This window comes from Ramlibacter algicola (assembly GCF_016641735.1).
Lineage (GTDB): Bacteria > Pseudomonadota > Gammaproteobacteria > Burkholderiales > Burkholderiaceae_C > Ramlibacter > Ramlibacter algicola.
The window spans coordinates 999,908-1,015,258 of sequence record NZ_JAEDAO010000001.1 but is presented as its reverse complement, the minus strand read 5'-3'; the positions used below and the strand labels follow the sequence as shown (position 1 = coordinate 1,015,258).

Genomic DNA, 15,351 nt, shown 5'->3' with positions numbered 1-15,351 from the left:
CGCAGGGCTGGCGGGGACCCCTTGTCGCGCGGGGCAGAAGCATACACGGCACGCGCCGCGCGCCTCGGCGCTTCAGGCGCCGGCGCGAAGCAGGTTCGTGACGGACTCCACCACCCGCTGCTGCAGGCCTTCGTCGAGGCCAAGCCAGAGCGGCAGGCGCACGAGGCGTTCGGACTGGCGGTCGGTCACCTCCATCGAACCATGCACGCGACCGTAACGGACGCCGCCGGGCGAGGAATGCAACGGCACGTAATGGAAGACGGAGTTGATGCCGGCGCGCTTCAAGGACGCGAGCACCGCCTGGCGGTCCACGCCTGCGGCCAGCAGCACGTAATACATGTGCGCGTTGTGCTCGCAGTGCGGCGGCACGACGGGGCGCCGCAGCAGGCCCTGGCGCTCCAGCGGCGCGAGCCAGTCGTGGTACCGCTGCCAGATGCGAAGGCGTTCGTCCGTGATCGCCCTCGCCTGCTCCAGCTGCGCCCAGAGGAATGCCGCGATCAGCTCGCCGGGCAGGAACGACGAGCCCACTTCCTGCCAGGTGTACTTGTCGACCTCGCCGCGGAAGAAGCGGCTGCGGTCGGTGCCCTTCTCGCGGATGATCTCGGCGCGCTGGGCCAGCGCGGGGTCGTTCACCAGCAGCGCGCCGCCCTCGCCGCTGATCACGTTCTTGGTCTCGTGGAAGCTGTACGCGCCCAGGTCGCCGATGGCGCCCAGCGCCCGGCCCTTGTAGCGCGCCATCACGCCCTGCGCTGCGTCCTCGACCACGCGCAGGCCATGGCGGCGCGCGATGTCCAGCAGCGTGTCCATCTCGCACGCGACGCCGGCGTAGTGCACCGGCACGATGGCGCGCGTGCGGGGGGTGATCGCCGCCTCGACCAGGCGCTCGTCGAGGTTCAGCGTGTCCTCGCGGATGTCGACGAACACCGGCACCGCGCCGCGCAGTACGAACGCGTTGGCGGTCGACACGAAGGTGTACGAAGGCAGGATCACCTCGTCGCCCGGCTGCACGTCCAGCAGCAGCGCCGCCATCTCGAGCGCCGCGGTGCACGAATGCGTCAGCAGTGCCTTGGCGCAGCCGCTTTGCTGCTCGATCCAGCGGTGGCAATGCTTGGTGAAGGGGCCGTCGCCGGCGAGCATGTGCCCGGCCTTGGCCTGGATGATGTACTCCAGCTCCTTGCCGGTCATGTACGGCCGGTTGAACTGGATGGGGTCTTGGCTCACTCGGCGCTCCCGTGGCGGACATTGCGAAGGGCGGCCGCCGTGCGTGGGTCGGGCGCGCCGCGGAACACCCAGAGACGGTACAGCACGAACAGGAACGCGCCGACCACGAAGATGGCCACGAACTGCACCAGCTGGTGGGGCATGCCCAGCCGGTCGACGAACACGTACAGCAAGGCCAGGTTCAACCCATAGCCGAACGCATGCGCCACCAGGTAGCGGGCCAGGCCCCGCCCATGGCCGCCCGCGTAGTTGAAGGCATAGCGCGCGTGCCCCGTGTAGCCCATGACGATGCCGATCGGGTACAGCAGCGTGACGGCGAGCTTGGGCTCGACCCACAGCGCCACGACCAGGTAGATGCCATAGCCCAGCAGGTTGGTGGCGACGCCGACCACGCCGAAGCGCGCGAGCTGCCACAGCCGGGGATGGCGTTCGGCCAGGCGCACGTCAGCCCCCCAGCGACGCGCGCAACTGCTGGCGGTCGATCTTGCCGTTCGGGTTGGTGGGCAGGCTGTCCATCACGACGAGCCGGCTGGGCACCATGTAGTCGGGCACCAGGCCCGCCAGCTGCTTGAGCAGCGCCTTGTCGTCGGTGCCCGCGGGCGCCGCGACGAAGCCGACCAGCTTGCCGTAGGCGGCATTCCGCGCACGCTGGTAGACCACCGCCGCTCGCCCGACGGGCTGCAGCTTGGCCAGCGCATGCTCGATCTCCTCGAGCTCGATGCGGTAGCCCATGTGCTTGACCTGGTTGTCCTTGCGGCCGGTGAAGTGCAGCAACCCCTGCGCGTCCTCGCGCACCAGGTCGCCGGTGCGGTACATGCGCTTGCCCCAGCGGCGCGGCTCCTGCAGCGTGCTGAACGCCGCGGCCGTGCGCTCGGGCTCGTTGTAGTAGCCGGAAGCCACGTTGGGCCCGATCAGGCACAGCTCGCCTTCCAGCGCCTCGCGGCCGGCGTCGTCCTCGATGCGGTAATCGAAGTTGGCGTTCAGCCGACCCAGCGGGGGCAGCCCGCCCGCGTCGGCGAGGTCGCGCTCGGTGACCTCGTAGGCGCTGCAGATGCAGGTGCACTCGGTCGGGCCGTACACGTTCACGAGCCGCGCCTGCGCACCGTAGAGGGCGTGCAGCTTGCGCAACTCCACCTTCGGGTAGCCCTCGCCGCCGAAGGAGAAGGCGCGCACCGTGCCGAGCACGCCGGGCCGCAACGCCTTCATCGCGGTGAGGTAGATCAGCAGCGAAGGCACGCAGAACCACACCGTGCACGCCATGCGGTCCACATGCGCGACGAGGTCGTACGGCTTGGCGAGCAGGTCGCGCGGCACCGGGCTGAGCGACGCGCCCGCGAACAGCGCGACGTAGAAGTCGAACACCGAGTTGTCGAAGTACATCGGGCTCAGGTTCGCGAAGTTGTCGTCCGGCGTGACCGCGAAACACTCGCGCCCCCACGGGATGAAGTGCAGCACGTTCTGGTGCGTCACCGCCACGCCCTTGGGAACGCCGGTGGAGCCGGACGTGAACATGACGTACGCGATCGTGGCGCCGTCGACAGCGCGCATGCGTTCGCGCTGGACCGCCCGCGCCTGCTCGTCGACCGCCGGCAGGATGGCTTCGTCCAGCAGCACCGCGTCGCAACCGTGCGCAGCCGCGAGCTCGCGCATCGCCGGCGCATCGGCGGGATCGTCATGGAACAGGACGGCCGGACGCGCGATGCCCAGGATGCCGGCCAGGCGCGGCACCGGCGAGCCGACGTCGAGGTTCACGTACGGCAGCCCGAGGCGCAGCGCGGCGAGCATGAGGGCGTACGACAGCGGGCGCTTGGTGTGCCCGATGGCGATGGCGTCGCCGGCGCGGCAGCCGCGCTGCAGCAGCAGTTGCGCCAGGCGCTCGGACTGCGAGAACAGCTCGCCGAAGGTGACGGTTGCGCCGTCGTAGCGCAGCGCGGGACGGTCGCGGTGCATCGCGGCGACTTCCTCGAAGGCGGTGCCCAGGTTGTAGTGGTAGGCCTGCATCAGCTTGCGCGCGGGATCGTGAAGAAGACGTACGGATTGCCGGCGGGCTGGAAGCCCAGCGCCCGCGCCAGCGCCACCGACCCTGCATTGTTGGTGAAGCAATCCCACAGCGGCTCGACGCCACGGCTGCGCGCATGCCGGACGAAGGCTGCGGCGGCGTGCCGGCCCGCGCCCTGGCGGCGCGCATCGGGAACGGTGACCACGTCGATCTCGGCGCGGCCGCCGGCGACCGCGGCGGCGTAGCAAAGCGCAGCGGGGACGCCGTCGCGCGACACCAGGACGGCCAGGGCGCCGCGCAGGAAGTCGTCGGCCGTGCGCCAGAAGCGGCCGAGCACGCCGAATGCGGCGTCCATCGCATCGAGCGTGGCGGCGGTCACCGGCACGGCCTCGAAGCCTTCGCCATCGGGAACAGGCGCGACGGCGGCGGGCAGCACGTAGCGTTGCCGTTCGGAGCGCAGCGGCTCCCCCGCGGCGCCGGCGAGGAATGGCGGCACCCAGGGGGTGTACAGGCGCACCTTGGCCGGCGCGAAGTCGCGTTGCTCGAGCAGCCGCCGCTGAAGCACGGCGCCGAAACCGGTCGACGGGGTGCCGATCACCTGCGCGAAGCCGAACGCATGCTCCACGTAGGCGCACCGGCCTGGCTGCTGCGGGTCGGGCAGCACCACGCCGTCCTGGGTGCCGGACAGCACGGCGGCCACGAGGGGAAAGAAGGAAGCATCGGAGCGGTAGCGCGCGGAGAGCGCCTGCGCCGCGCCGGCGTCAGAGGGTGAGCCCGCCATCGACCTGCAGCACGGCGCCGTTCATGAAGTCGTTCTCGATCGCCGAGGCCACCGCGCGGGCCACGTCGACGGGCTCGCCCAGCCGGCGCAGGGGCGTGTTGGCCTGGATGTGCTTCAGCGTGGCCTCGCTCAGCGCACGCCGCGTGGAGTCGGTGCCGATGAACCCGGGCGCAACTGCATTGCAGCGGATGCTCCAGCGGCCCAGTTCCTTGGCCAGCGCCGACGTCATCGCGTTGACGCCCGCCTTGGCGGCCGAGTACGCCACCTGCCCCTCGTTGCCGGTGGCGCTGATCGAGCTGATGTTGACGACCGCGCCACGGGTGCGACGCCGCACCATCTGCTCGACGACCGCCGAGGTGACGATGAACACCGACGTCATGTTGACGCGGATGCAGTCCTCGAAGCGCCCGAGGTCGTGCATCAGCGACGCCGGATTCATCATGTTCACGAACGGCTCGCTCATGATCACACCGGCGTTGTTCACCAGGATGTCGATGCGGCCGTGCTGCTGCGCGATGGCCTCGGCCGCCGCCTTCACTTGCGCGGCGTCGGTGACGTCGAGCCGGCACGGCTGCAGCGGAGCCGGCAGCCGCGCGAGCGCCGCCTCATCGCGGTCGGCCGCGACCACCGTCGCCCCGGCCTGCGCCAGGTGCGTGGCGATGGCCAGGCCCAGGCCTTGCGCGGCGCCGGTGACGACCGCGATGGCGCCCTCAAGCTTCAAGGGCGACCCCCTTGTCGCGGAGCACGTCGACGATGCCGCGCACGGTCAGCATGCGGATGATGTCCGGCATGTCCAGGGCAATGTCGTACTCCCGCTCGACCGTCAGCACCAGGTCCATCTGCTTGAGCGAGTCCCAGGTCCCGACGTCGGCGCGCTCCAGCCCGATGTGGATGTCGGCCGGTCGCATGTCGAAGACCTCGGCGAGGATGCCGGCGAGACGCTTGTCCATCTTAGTTTCCAAAATGCTTGACGTAGTCGTTGGCGCTGAACCGCACCGGCTCGGCCGAGCGCGCGAGATGCACGGTGTCCGGCTTGGTGTCGCGCGTGATGAGTGCGCCGGCGCCGATGATGTTGTGGTCCGCCACCTTGATCTTGTTGACGATGGTCGCGCCGACGCCGACGAAGGTGTGGTGCTCCACGACCGCCTGCCCCGACACCACCGTGCCCGCCGCCACCCAGCAGTGGTCGCCGACCGTGGAGTGGTGCGCGAGCGTGACGTTGGACCACACCATCGTGTCGCGGCCGACCGTGGCCAGCGGCTCGACGATCGCCCCGGGCAGCACGATGCTGCCTTCGCCCACCTCTCCGAAGACGCGCGCGTCCGGGTGCACGTAGGTCTCGAGGGTGTAGCCCTGACCGCGCAGGCGCTCGAACATGGAGGCCCGCGTGCGATTCAGGTCGTCGTAGCCCATCGCCATCAGGATGCGGCAGCTGCCCGGTGCATGCGCGGCCTGCAGTTGCGACAGCGGGACGCAGGGCACGTCGCGCACGCTGCCGCCAGCGGCGTAGGCATCGTCCACGGTCGTGGCGATGACCGAGTAGCGGCTGTCGCGGCGCAGGTACGTGAGCAGGACTTCGGCGGTGACCGCGTTGCCGGCCAGGATCAGCGGAGTCATGGGGCCTCCTCCAGCACGGCCAGGCCGAACCCGGCCTGGCCATAGTTGTTGCCGTTGTACAGCATGTACATCCGCCCGCCGTGCGTGAACACGTACGGGTAGCACACCATCTCGCTGTCCCAGCCGTCGGCGGCAACGTCGATGCCGGCGAGGTGGTCGTGGCGGTGCCACTGGCGACCATCGACCGACCACGCGTAGCCGATGCGGTAGGCGTCGACGGTGGCGGTGGCGCGGTGCGCGAACCACATGTGCAGCACGCCGTCCTGCTCGAACACCGTGGGCCGGCCGAAGGCGTACTCGTAGTCGTCGGCGAAGGGCAGCACCATGCCCGGCTGCGAGACCCACTGCACGCCGTCACGCGACTCGGCCAGGTGGATGCCGTAATAGTGCTTCCAGCCGGTGGCCGTCTTCTCCCAGCGCAGGCCGGAGTTGTACCAGGTGCGCCAGCGGTCGCCCTCGACGTGGAAGGCGGTGGCGGCGGCGAACAGCGGGTTGTCCTTGTCGCGCCCCAGCACCGGGCCGGCGAACTCGCGCGTGAGCGTGAGCGCACGCGGATCCAGCACGGCGCGGCCGGTGTCGCAGATCCAGAAGGTGTCGGGCAGGTTCTGCCAGCCGACGTAGTACAGGTACACGCGGCCGCCGTGCGGGACCAGGCAGACGCTGATGACGCCGTCGCAGTCGAAATAGCCGGGGGCCCCCGGCGACAGCGCCAGCTTCGGCTCGCCCTGCAGCGTCATCGTTCCATCACGCACAAGGGCGCGCTGGAGGAACACGTGCGAGTGGCGCTTTGCATCGCGGCGGGTGAAGGCGACCACGAAGGTGTCACCCTCCACGTGCACCGCACACGGATGCGAGCCGTGCGTCCAGTCGCCCGACGGCGTGAACAGCCGGCCGCGCTTGGCCCACGGGAACGGCCGCCCCGCGTCGACGAACGCCTTCAGCGAAGTCACGGCTCCAGCCCGCCGCGCAGCAGCGACTCCAGGAATTCGACCCGGCTGAGCCCGCGGCGCGCGGCCTCCTGGTACAGCTTGTCGCGCAGGGCCGGATCGATGCCCTCGAGCTGGCCGAAGTAGCGGGTGCGGATGCTCCCGCCACGCGTGCCCACGTGCGGCACGTCGATGTCGATGGCGGGAGGCGCCTCGGCAACGTCGAAAGCGATCACCCAGAAGCACTGGCCCAGCTCCCAGGTCAGCTCGACGCCGGTCGCCACCGCGGGCAGGTGGCGCAGCGGCACCTCGCAGGCGTACAGGGCGTTGTTGCGCACCAGCATGCGTCCGTAGTCCGTGTCCCGCAGCCACGGCGCGACGCCTTCGTCGCCGATGACGACGCGGCCGCCGGGCCGCACCACGCGCGCCATTTCGGCCATGCCGCGGGCGATGTCCGGGAACAGGTTGATGCCCCCGAAGTGGTACGCGGCATCGAACCAGCCGTCGGCGAACGGCAGGTTGGTGGCATCGCTGACGGAGAACGTGAGGCGCAGGTCGGCCGTCTGCAGTGCGCGGTGGCGCTGCTCGCCCGCCAGCAGCATCTCCTGCGCGAAATCCTGGGCGTGGATGTCGCCGCGGCCCTGCAAGGCGCGCGCGAGGTACGGCAGGTCGTTGCCGGCACCGGCGCCGGTGACGAGGACCCGCAGTCCCGGACGCAACGCCAGCCGCCGCACCAGGTTCTCGCGCAGCGTCGCTTCGTCGCTGCGGAAGGTGTTGAAGACCCAACGCAGCGCGTTGTCGTGGACCTCGGCCGCGTTCTGGGCCGCGTACTCGTTCGCCCCGGGCGGCTCCTTGGCGAACACAGGCACCTGCGTGCCGGGCGCGAAGGGGAACTCGTGGCCTTGCGGGCAGGCCAGGCCGGCCGCGGACGGCGCCAGCGGAGCGTGGTCGCACCCGGGATGGGGGCAGCGGTAGACGGGCGCGGCTTGGCTCATTGCTTGTGGCAGGCGACCCAGAACACGCGTTCCGTGATGCCGTAGTAGTCGTTGTCGGCGGCGCCGAAGGAGAAGCGGTGGAACCACGGCGCGAGCGCCTGCTGGACCTGCCCGCTGCTGGAGAACGCCTGCAGGCGGTAGCCGTTGCGGTTGTTGTACGGGTCGCCGGCGACGCGGAACGAGCCGTCGTCCAGGCGCTGCGCCTCGCGGAAGATGTAGGAAGCCGCGTTGGCCACCGAGGCGATGAGCACGCCGCCCGGGCGCAGCACCCGCGCGTACTCGGCCATGTTGTCGGCGAACGATTCGCCCTCGTCGCAGTAGTAGCAGCAGTGGCAGGCCAGGATGCAGTCGAAGTGGCCGTCGTCCCAAGGGATGCTGCTGTTGCGGCCCACGCGCAGGTCGGCGCGCTGGCCCAGGCGCTGCAGCCGCGCGCTGGTCTGGTCGACGATGCCCTGGGTGATCTCGATGCCGGCGACGTCGAAGCCCTGGTCGCACAGGAAGGTCGTGTTGCGCCCGTCGCCGAACGCGACGTCCAGCACGCGGTCGCCCACGCGGGGCCGGTCGAACGTCAGCCCGGGATACGACGCCAGGAAGGTGCGGACCACGAATTCCGTGGGATACACCTTGGCGCCCTGCCGGGCCGCGTAGAACTGCTCGTAGCTGGAGTCAATGGGACGTTCTGGATTGGCCATGGATTGCGCGCACGATGGTGTAGGGCCGCTGCTTGGTCTCGGAGAAGATCTTGGACAGGTAGATGCCGATGATGCCGACGAAGGAGATGGTCAGCCCGCCGAGGATCCAGATCGACACCATCACCGATGTCCAGCCATCCACCACCTCCGAGAACACCAGCCGGTTCACCACCAGCTTGCCCGCATAGGCGAGGCTGATGGTGAAGATCACCATGCCGACGTAGAAGATGATGCGCAGCGGCACCTCGCTGAAGGACGTGATCGCGTTGACCGCGTGCTCGAGCTTGCGGCCCAGGTTGTAGGTGGTGTCGCTGCCCGTCAGCTTGCGCACCTGGATCTCGGACTGCCGGAAGCCGGTGATCACCCACAGGCAGGAGATCACCACCTCGCGCTCGCGGTGCTGCAGCAGCGCCTGCACGTAGCGGCGGGTCATCAGCCGCGCGGTGACGATGTTGCGCGGGTGCTCGATGTTGGTGAGCCAGTTGAAGACCGAGTAGTAGACCTCGCCGCTCCAGCGCTCGAACCACTGGCCCTTGCGCTCCTGCTGGCGGCCGTACACGACGTCGCTGCCCTGCTCCTGCATCACGCGCGAGAACGCGGCGAGCCACTCGGGCTCCTCCTCGAGGTCGCTGTCGATCAGGAAGATGCGGTCGCCGCGCGCATGCTCCAGCCCCGTCATCATCGCCTTGTGGTGGCCGAAGTTGCGGGACAGGTCGACCACCACCACGTGCGCGTCGGACTCGGCCAGCCGGACCGCGACGTCGATGCTGTCGTCCGGCGAGCCGTCGTTGACCAACACGATCTCGTAGTCGTCGCCCACCAGGGCGCGGGCGGCCTCGCCGGCGCGGCGATGGAACTCCGCCAGGTGCGGCGCCGACTTGTACAGGGTCGCGACGATCGATAGCTGCATGGTTGTGTGCGTCCCGGCCGCGGCGGGCCAGTGCCCCTCCCATGCCGGCCGGCCCGGCGAGCCCTGAACTGTACCTTGGGCGCCCCAGCACCCATGCGGCTCCGCGGTCACGCCGTGTGACAATCCGCCGCGCCATGAGTCGCCGCGTCGCCATCGTGCAGTCCAACTACCTGCCCTGGAAGGGGTACTTCGACCTGATGGCGTCGGTCGACGAGTTCGTGCTCTACGACGACGTGCAGTACACGCGGCGCGACTGGCGCAACCGCAACCAGATCAAGACGCCGCAGGGCCTGCAATGGCTGACCGTGCCGGTGAAGGTGAAGGGCAAGTACACGCAGGCGATCCGCGACACCGGGATCGACCTCGGGACGCCCTGGGCGGCGGACCACCTGAAGGCCATCGCCCTGAACTACCGGCGGGCGCCGCACTTCGGCGACGTGATGCCCTGGCTGGAAGGCCTCTATGCGGACCTGCCGCCGATGCTGTCGCAGCTCAATGAGCGCCTGTTGCGCGCCATCGCCGCGCGGCTGGACCTGTCCACCCGGTTGACGGACAGCTCGCAGTACCGCCTCGAGGGCGACAAGTCCGAGCGGCTCGCCTCGATTGCGCAGCAGGCCGGCGCCTCCGTGTACGTCTCCGGCCCCGCCGCCCGCAGCTACCTGGACGAATCCGTGTTCCACGCGCGGGGCATGACCGTGGAATGGTTCGACTACAGCGGGTATGCCGAGTATCCGCAGCTGTGGGGCGACTTCGTCCATGCGGTGAGCGTGGTGGACCTGCTCCTGAACTGCGGCCCGGACGCATCGCGCTTCCTGAAGCACGCCCGATGACGGGTGGCACGCTGGCGGGCAGCGGGAGCGCGCAGGCGTCTATCGTCACGCCACGCACGACGCCGCAACAGGCGGCAGCCTTCCTGCTGTCCTCGCTGTTGTTCGTGGCGCTGCTGTGGTCGGTGTTCCCGCCGCGCTGGGACACGAACGACGACGTCGCCATGGCGATGGTCGCGCACGGCTTCGGCGGTGCCGACCATCCTTCGGCGCAACTGGTGTTCTCCAACATTGCCTGGGGCACGCTCGTGTCGGCGCTGGGCATGCCGGGCGGGCTGCCCGGCTACACCCTCGCGACCTTCGCGACCGTGGGTCTCGCCGGGGGCGTGCTGCTGTGGGCCGCGTGGGCGGCGGGGCTCGGGCTCAGGGGCGTGATCGGGGTGGCGGGCCTGTTCCTGGTGCGCGCGACGCTGTTTCCGCAGTTCACCGTCGGGGCCGGGCTGCTGGTCGTGGCCGGCTGTGCATGCCTCGCGTGGTACCCGCGCACGCGATCCCCTGCCCTGCTGGCGTTCGGGGCCGCCCTGGTGTTCGGCAGTTTCATCGTGCGTCGCGAGGAGTGCCTGCTGGTGCTCGCGGCGCTGGTCCCGATCCTGCCGTCGCGCACGCTCGTGCGTGACGGGCGGGCGCGCGTCGCGGGCGCACTCTTGCTGGCGGCGTTGGCCGGGGTCACCGCCTGGGACGCCGCGTCGTACCGGCAGCCCGCCTGGGAGCGCTTCAACGACCTCAACCCCGCCCGCGCCGCGTTCACCGACTACGGCCGCTCCGAGTTGCTAAAGGCGCGCCCCGAGATCCTGGCCCGCCACGGCCTGTCCCTCAACGACGTCGACCTCATCAGGGGCTGGTTCTTCGCCGACCCGGTGCTGGTGGAGCCCAACCGGTTGCGGGAGGTGGTGCGTGAGCTGGGCGAGGTACCGCACCTGAAGGAGGACCTGGGCAACGCCTGGCAGGCCGTGGCGACCCTGGGCCATCCCGACCTGGCCTGGCTGCTGTACGCGGCGTTGTTGTCGGCGTTGCTGTTCCCCAGCTGGCGTCTCGCGGCGGCATGGGCGTTGTGCCTGCTGGGACTGGCCGCGATCGGCTATGCCGGCCGGCCAGGAGTGCTGCGCATCTACGTGCCATTGCTGGGCGCCCTCGCCTTCGCGCCTTTCATGCGACAGGCCGTCGCCACCCGGGCTCCCTGGGCCGGTCGGTTCCGGCGGTGGATGGCCGGGGCAGGCCTTGCCGTGATCGCCGCCTTCCATGCGCACGACGTCCACGAGCAGTGGGCGCGCATGGCGCCGCTGGCGATCGAGGCGCGGCAGGAACTCGCCGACTTCCCCCGCGAGACCGTGGTGGTGTGGGGCGACGCCTTCCCCTTCGAGGAGGCCTACGCGCCCCTCGTGCGCCAGGGGCAGGACGGCCCACGCCTGTACGGGCTGGGCACCTTCACCTACGCCCCCTTCGGTGTCTCCGTGGCCGAGGCCGCCCGCGGGCGCGACATGCTGTCACTGCTCAAGGGCGATGAAGGGGTGCTGCTGCTGGCGCGCGACCGCGACATCGACCGACTGGCCATCTATTGCGTGGAGCACCACCACAGGCGGCTCGAGACGCAGTCGGTGCGCACGTATTCGTTCGGGCGGTTGCGGCGCGTGTGGTGTCGCGCCTGAACCCGCTTCAGCGGTGCGGGTCGCGCAGCAGGCTGCGCAAGTAGGCGCCGTACCCGCTCTTGGCCAGCGGCTGCGCCAACCGTTCGAGTTGCGCATCGTCGATGAAGCCGTTGCGCCAGGCGATCTCCTCGGGGCAGGCGATCTTCAGGCCCTGGCGGTGTTCGAGCGTGGCGATGAACTGGCCGGCCTCCAGCAGGCTGTCGTGCGTTCCCGTGTCCAGCCAGGCGTAGCCGCGGTGCAGGACCTGCACCCCGAGCTGGTCGCGGACGAGGTAGTCACGGATCACGTCGATGATCTCCAGTTCGCCGCGCGCGCTGGGGCGGATGGAGCGCGCGATGTCGACCACGCCGCCGTCGCAGAAGTACAGGCCGGTGACCGCGAAGTTGCTGCGCGGCTGCGCGGGCTTCTCCTCGACGCTCACCGCCCGTCCGTTGTTGTCGAAGGCGACCACGCCATAGCGCTGGGCATCCTGCACGTGGTAGGCGAACACCGTCGCCCCCTCGGCGCGCGAGTTCGCGGCGGCGAGCACCTCGCCCAGGTGGTGGCCGTAGAAGATGTTGTCGCCCAATACGAGGGCACTGGGTGCGCCGGCGAGGAACTGCTCGGCGATGAGGAAGGCCTGCGCGAGGCCGTCGGGACGCTCCTGGACCGCGTACTGCAGGGACAGGCCCCACTGCGAGCCGTCACCCAGCAGCTGCTCGAAGCGCGGCGTGTCCTGCGGCGTGCTGATCACCAGCACGTCGCGGATGCCCGCCAGCATCAGCGTGGTGAGCGGGTAGTACACCATCGGCTTGTCGTACACGGGCAGGAGCTGCTTGCTCACGGCCAGCGTGGCCGGGTGCAGCCGGGTGCCGGAGCCACCGGCGAGGATGATGCCCTTGCGCTTGTGCATGCGGGCGATCATAGGCGGCTCAGAAATGGATCCCGCGCATCATCTGCTGCATCGCGATCGCCTCCGCCGACAGCTGCGGCTTGGCGCCCTTGTCCCCTTTGGCGGCCGATGAATCCGGGAACATGCGGAAGCTGGTGTTCATCACGATCTGCGCGACGCGCGGCGCCAGCGCGTGCAGCACCTCGCCGGTGACGCCCAGGCGGGTGGCGATGCGCACCGGCTTGCGGATGCAGGCCTGCGCGATCATGTCGCCGGCTTCCTCCGGCGACAGCGTCGGCACGTTGTTGTAGATCTGCGTGGGCGCGATCATCGGCGTGCGCACCAGCGGCATGTTGATGGTCGTGAAGGTCACGCCCTGGTCGGCGAACTCGCTGGCGGCGCAACGCGTCCACGCATCCAGCGCCGCCTTGCTGGCCACGTAGGCCGAAAAACGCGGCGCGTTGGTCAGCACGCCGATCGAGCTGATGTTGACGACGTGGCCCCTGCGCTTGGCCACCATGCCGGGCAGCAGGCCCATGGTCACGCGCAGGCAGCCGAAGTAATTGAGCTGCATCGTGCGCTCGAAGTCGTGGAAGCGGTCGTAGCTCGACTCGACCGCCCGGCGGATCGAGCGGCCGGCGTTGTTGACCAGGAAGTCGACGCCACGATGGGTGTCGACCAGCACCTTCACGAAGCGGTCGACGTCGTCCATGTCGGACAGGTCGACCGGGTAGGCCACGAAGGTGTAGCCCTTGCCCTCGGCTTCCCTGCAGGCTTCGTCCAGCTTGTCCTGGTCGCGGCCGCAGATGATGGTCGTCGCGCCCGCTTCGGCGAACTTGTGCGCCGCGGCCAGGCCGATGCCCGAGGAGCCGCCCGTGACCAGCACCACCTTGCCGCCGACCGTGCCCTTGAGCGAGCGGTCGATGTGCAGGTCGGGGTCGAGATAGCGCTCCCAGTAGTCCCAGAGGCGCCACGCGTAGTCGTCCAGCTTCGGGCACGCGATGCCCGTGCCCTTGAGCGCCGCCAGCGTCTCGCGGCAGTCGAAGCGCGTCGGGTAGTTGACGAAGGTGAGCATGTCCTCGGGCAGGCCCAGGTCCTTCATCACCGCGTTGCGGATGCGGCGCACCGGTGCCAGCGCCATCAGGCCCTTCTTCACGCCGCGCGGGATGAACCCCAGCAGCGCCGCGTTGACGAACAGGCTCATCTTCGGCGCGTGCGCCGCGCGCGAGAAGATGTCCAGCACGTCGCCCACGCGGTAGCCGATCGGGTCGACGAGGTGGTAGCACTTGCCTTCGGTCTTCGGCAGGTGGCTGATGTGGTCCAGCGCGGCGACGACGAAATCGACCGGCACGATGTTCACCCGCCCGCCCTCGAGGCCCACCGACGGCATCCACGGCGGCAGGATCTGCCGCAGGCGCTGGATCAATTTGAAGAAGTAGTACGGGCCGTCGATCTTGTCCATCTCGCCCGTCTGCGAGTCGCCCACCACCATCGCGGGGCGGTACACGGTCCACGCGCCCTGGTACTCCGTACGCACGATCTTCTCGCTCTCGTGCTTGGTCATGAAGTACGGGTGGTCGATGTTCTCGGCCTCGTCGAACATGTCCTCGCGGAACACGCCTTCGTACAGGCCCGCGGCCGCGATCGACGACACGTGGTGGAAATGCCTGGCGCCCACGGCCTGCGCGAACTGCACGACGTGGCGCGTGCCTTCGACGTTCACCGCGACCTGGCTCTCCTCGTCCGCCGCGAGGTCGTACACGGCGGCGAGGTGGTACAGGTGGTCGATCTTGCCCTTCAGCGCCTTCGCATCCGCGGCCGACACCCCCAGGCCTTCGGCCGTCAGGTCGCCGTACACCGGCAGCGCGCGGTCGGCGCCTTCGCCCCACGACTCGCGCAGCTCCGCGACCTTGCCTTCGCTTTCCTTGCGCAGCAGGAAGTGCACCACCGCGCCTTCGCGTGCGAGCAGCTTGCGAACGAGGCGCTTGCCGATGAACCCGGTGGCGCCGGTGACGAAGTAGTGCATGGACCCTCCCGCGTGTGCGTGCTGGCGGGCATTCTTGCGCAACGCAGCATGGCGGGAAGTGCGAGAAAACCCCGCCCAGACCGTCATTCCCGCGGAGGCGGGAATCCATCGCTTCCTCCTTCGACCAATGCAGGAGATGGAAGCGCTGGGTCCCCGCCTCCGCGGGCACGACGGAGAGGTTCTAGTGGTCCCGCCCTACCCGCTCGCTCCCTTCCGCCCCTACGATCCCCCCACGGCCCGGCGCGTCGCCGGCCGCCTTCAGGAGTGCACCCATGGTCAAGAAGATGCAACGTGGCGCCGCGACGGGCGCGGACGACACGACGAAGAAGGGCGCCGGCAACGCGCAGTTCGCCGAGACCGTCAAGGAATCGGCCAGCCAGATCTGGCTCGCGGGGCTGGGGGCGTTCGGCAAGGCGCAGGCCGAAGGCGGCAAGGTGTTCGAGGCGCTGGTGCGCGAAGGCATGTCGCTGCAGCGGCGCACGCAATCGGCGGCGGAAGAGAAGCTGTCGGAGGCGACCACGCGCATGGCCAGCATGGCCGGCGACCTGTCGTCCAAGGCCTCGGGCCAGTGGGACAAGCTGGAGACCATCTTCGAGGAGCGCGTTTCGCGCGCCCTGAACAAGCTGGGCGTGCCGTCGGCGCAGGACGTCGACGCGCTGATCGCGCGCATCGACGACCTCCATCGCGAAGTCGCCAAGCTGAACGCGAAGGGCGGCCGCACCGCCGCGAAGACCCCGCGCCCCACCGCGGGCAAGAAGGCCCCGGCCAAGAAGCGCAGCACCGCCCGCAAGTCCGCCGCGTGATCGGTCGTCATTGCGGGCTTGACCCGCAATCCACACG

16 protein-coding genes are annotated in these 15,351 nt (G+C 69.7%); 3 read left to right on the top strand and 13 right to left on the bottom strand.

The annotated features are described in order from the left end of the window. Nucleotides 1-72 precede the first annotated feature (72 nt). The 11 genes from rffA to I8E28_RS04970 are packed head-to-tail and all read right to left on the bottom strand — an operon-like array spanning nucleotide 73 to nucleotide 9,141. Nucleotides 73-1,221, bottom strand: coding sequence for a dTDP-4-amino-4,6-dideoxygalactose transaminase (rffA, locus tag I8E28_RS05020; RefSeq protein WP_200786909.1), 1,149 nt, complete (start codon nucleotides 1,219-1,221; stop codon nucleotides 73-75). Next, nucleotides 1,218-1,664 (bottom strand): GtrA family protein, encoded by a 447-nt coding sequence (locus I8E28_RS05015; RefSeq protein ID WP_200786907.1) that lies wholly within the window; start codon nucleotides 1,662-1,664, stop codon nucleotides 1,218-1,220. Before I8E28_RS05015 ends, rffA begins: the two co-directional genes overlap by 4 nt. Before the next feature lies 1 nt (nucleotide 1,665). Further along, the gene (locus I8E28_RS05010; RefSeq protein WP_200786905.1) at nucleotides 1,666-3,222 is read right to left on the bottom strand and encodes an amino acid adenylation domain-containing protein; all 1,557 of its coding nucleotides are present in this window, start codon (nucleotides 3,220-3,222) and stop codon (nucleotides 1,666-1,668) included. Further along, a complete protein-coding gene (locus tag I8E28_RS05005; RefSeq protein WP_200786903.1) occupies nucleotides 3,222-4,001 on the bottom strand; it encodes a GNAT family N-acetyltransferase in 780 nt (259 codons plus the stop codon). The genes I8E28_RS05010 and I8E28_RS05005 overlap by 1 nt, the downstream gene beginning before the upstream one ends. Further along, nucleotides 3,982-4,722, bottom strand: a complete 741-nt coding sequence (locus I8E28_RS05000; protein ID WP_200786901.1) for an SDR family NAD(P)-dependent oxidoreductase — start codon at nucleotides 4,720-4,722, stop codon at nucleotides 3,982-3,984. The genes I8E28_RS05005 and I8E28_RS05000 overlap by 20 nt, the downstream gene beginning before the upstream one ends. Next, complete coding sequence (locus I8E28_RS04995) at nucleotides 4,712-4,951, bottom strand: acyl carrier protein (RefSeq protein ID WP_200786899.1); 240 nt, start codon at nucleotides 4,949-4,951, stop codon at nucleotides 4,712-4,714. The genes I8E28_RS05000 and I8E28_RS04995 overlap by 11 nt, the downstream gene beginning before the upstream one ends. 1 nt (nucleotide 4,952) lies before the next feature. Further along, the gene (locus I8E28_RS04990) at nucleotides 4,953-5,618 is read right to left on the bottom strand and encodes an acetyltransferase (RefSeq protein ID WP_200786897.1); all 666 of its coding nucleotides are present in this window, start codon (nucleotides 5,616-5,618) and stop codon (nucleotides 4,953-4,955) included. After that, complete coding sequence (locus tag I8E28_RS04985) at nucleotides 5,615-6,568, bottom strand: glycoside hydrolase family protein (RefSeq protein WP_200786895.1); 954 nt, start codon at nucleotides 6,566-6,568, stop codon at nucleotides 5,615-5,617. The genes I8E28_RS04990 and I8E28_RS04985 overlap by 4 nt, the downstream gene beginning before the upstream one ends. Then, a complete protein-coding gene (locus tag I8E28_RS04980) occupies nucleotides 6,565-7,539 on the bottom strand; it encodes a class I SAM-dependent methyltransferase (protein ID WP_200786893.1) in 975 nt (324 codons plus the stop codon). Before I8E28_RS04980 ends, I8E28_RS04985 begins: the two co-directional genes overlap by 4 nt. Next, complete coding sequence (locus I8E28_RS04975; RefSeq protein WP_200786891.1) at nucleotides 7,536-8,231, bottom strand: class I SAM-dependent methyltransferase; 696 nt, start codon at nucleotides 8,229-8,231, stop codon at nucleotides 7,536-7,538. The genes I8E28_RS04980 and I8E28_RS04975 overlap by 4 nt, the downstream gene beginning before the upstream one ends. Beyond that, nucleotides 8,206-9,141 (bottom strand): glycosyltransferase family 2 protein, encoded by a 936-nt coding sequence (locus tag I8E28_RS04970; protein WP_200786889.1) that lies wholly within the window; start codon nucleotides 9,139-9,141, stop codon nucleotides 8,206-8,208. The genes I8E28_RS04975 and I8E28_RS04970 overlap by 26 nt, the downstream gene beginning before the upstream one ends. Before the next feature lie 134 nt (nucleotides 9,142-9,275). On the opposite strand from I8E28_RS04970, the gene I8E28_RS04965 reads away from it, so the two are divergent. Both I8E28_RS04965 and I8E28_RS04960 read left to right on the top strand, forming a co-directional pair. Then, nucleotides 9,276-9,971, top strand: a complete 696-nt coding sequence (locus I8E28_RS04965) for a WbqC family protein (RefSeq protein WP_200786887.1) — start codon at nucleotides 9,276-9,278, stop codon at nucleotides 9,969-9,971. After that, nucleotides 9,968-11,614, top strand: coding sequence for a hypothetical protein (locus tag I8E28_RS04960; RefSeq protein WP_200786885.1), 1,647 nt, complete (start codon nucleotides 9,968-9,970; stop codon nucleotides 11,612-11,614). The genes I8E28_RS04965 and I8E28_RS04960 overlap by 4 nt, the downstream gene beginning before the upstream one ends. Nucleotides 11,615-11,621: 7 nt before the next feature. Here the strand turns inward: I8E28_RS04960 and rfbA are convergent, their stop codons facing one another. Beyond that, a complete protein-coding gene (gene rfbA / locus I8E28_RS04955; RefSeq protein ID WP_200786883.1) occupies nucleotides 11,622-12,506 on the bottom strand; it encodes a glucose-1-phosphate thymidylyltransferase RfbA in 885 nt (294 codons plus the stop codon). A 19-nt stretch (nucleotides 12,507-12,525) separates the two neighbouring features. Continuing rightward, complete coding sequence (locus I8E28_RS04950) at nucleotides 12,526-14,511, bottom strand: SDR family oxidoreductase (RefSeq protein ID WP_200786881.1); 1,986 nt, start codon at nucleotides 14,509-14,511, stop codon at nucleotides 12,526-12,528. Nucleotides 14,512-14,783: 272 nt separating this feature from the next. Between I8E28_RS04950 and I8E28_RS04945 the strand changes: the two genes are divergently transcribed. Next, complete coding sequence (locus tag I8E28_RS04945) at nucleotides 14,784-15,314, top strand: phasin family protein (protein WP_200786879.1); 531 nt, start codon at nucleotides 14,784-14,786, stop codon at nucleotides 15,312-15,314. Nucleotides 15,315-15,351: the final 37 nt, after the last annotated feature.

Coding starts and splice junctions, on each gene's coding strand:
- I8E28_RS05010 (WP_200786905.1), bottom strand. CDS start 3,222: ATGCAGGCCTACCACTACAACCTGGGCACCGCCTTCGAGGAAGTCGCC.
- I8E28_RS05005 (WP_200786903.1), bottom strand. CDS start 4,001: ATGGCGGGCTCACCCTCTGACGCCGGCGCGGCGCAGGCGCTCTCCGCG.
- I8E28_RS04995 (WP_200786899.1), bottom strand. CDS start 4,951: ATGGACAAGCGTCTCGCCGGCATCCTCGCCGAGGTCTTCGACATGCGA.
- I8E28_RS04990 (WP_200786897.1), bottom strand. CDS start 5,618: ATGACTCCGCTGATCCTGGCCGGCAACGCGGTCACCGCCGAAGTCCTG.
- I8E28_RS04980 (WP_200786893.1), bottom strand. CDS start 7,539: ATGAGCCAAGCCGCGCCCGTCTACCGCTGCCCCCATCCCGGGTGCGAC.
- I8E28_RS04975 (WP_200786891.1), bottom strand. CDS start 8,231: ATGGCCAATCCAGAACGTCCCATTGACTCCAGCTACGAGCAGTTCTAC.
- I8E28_RS04970 (WP_200786889.1), bottom strand. CDS start 9,141: ATGCAGCTATCGATCGTCGCGACCCTGTACAAGTCGGCGCCGCACCTG.
- I8E28_RS04965 (WP_200786887.1), top strand. CDS start 9,276: ATGAGTCGCCGCGTCGCCATCGTGCAGTCCAACTACCTGCCCTGGAAG.
- I8E28_RS04960 (WP_200786885.1), top strand. CDS start 9,968: ATGACGGGTGGCACGCTGGCGGGCAGCGGGAGCGCGCAGGCGTCTATC.
- rfbA (WP_200786883.1), bottom strand. CDS start 12,506: ATGCACAAGCGCAAGGGCATCATCCTCGCCGGTGGCTCCGGCACCCGG.
- I8E28_RS04950 (WP_200786881.1), bottom strand. CDS start 14,511: ATGCACTACTTCGTCACCGGCGCCACCGGGTTCATCGGCAAGCGCCTC.
- I8E28_RS04945 (WP_200786879.1), top strand. CDS start 14,784: ATGGTCAAGAAGATGCAACGTGGCGCCGCGACGGGCGCGGACGACACG.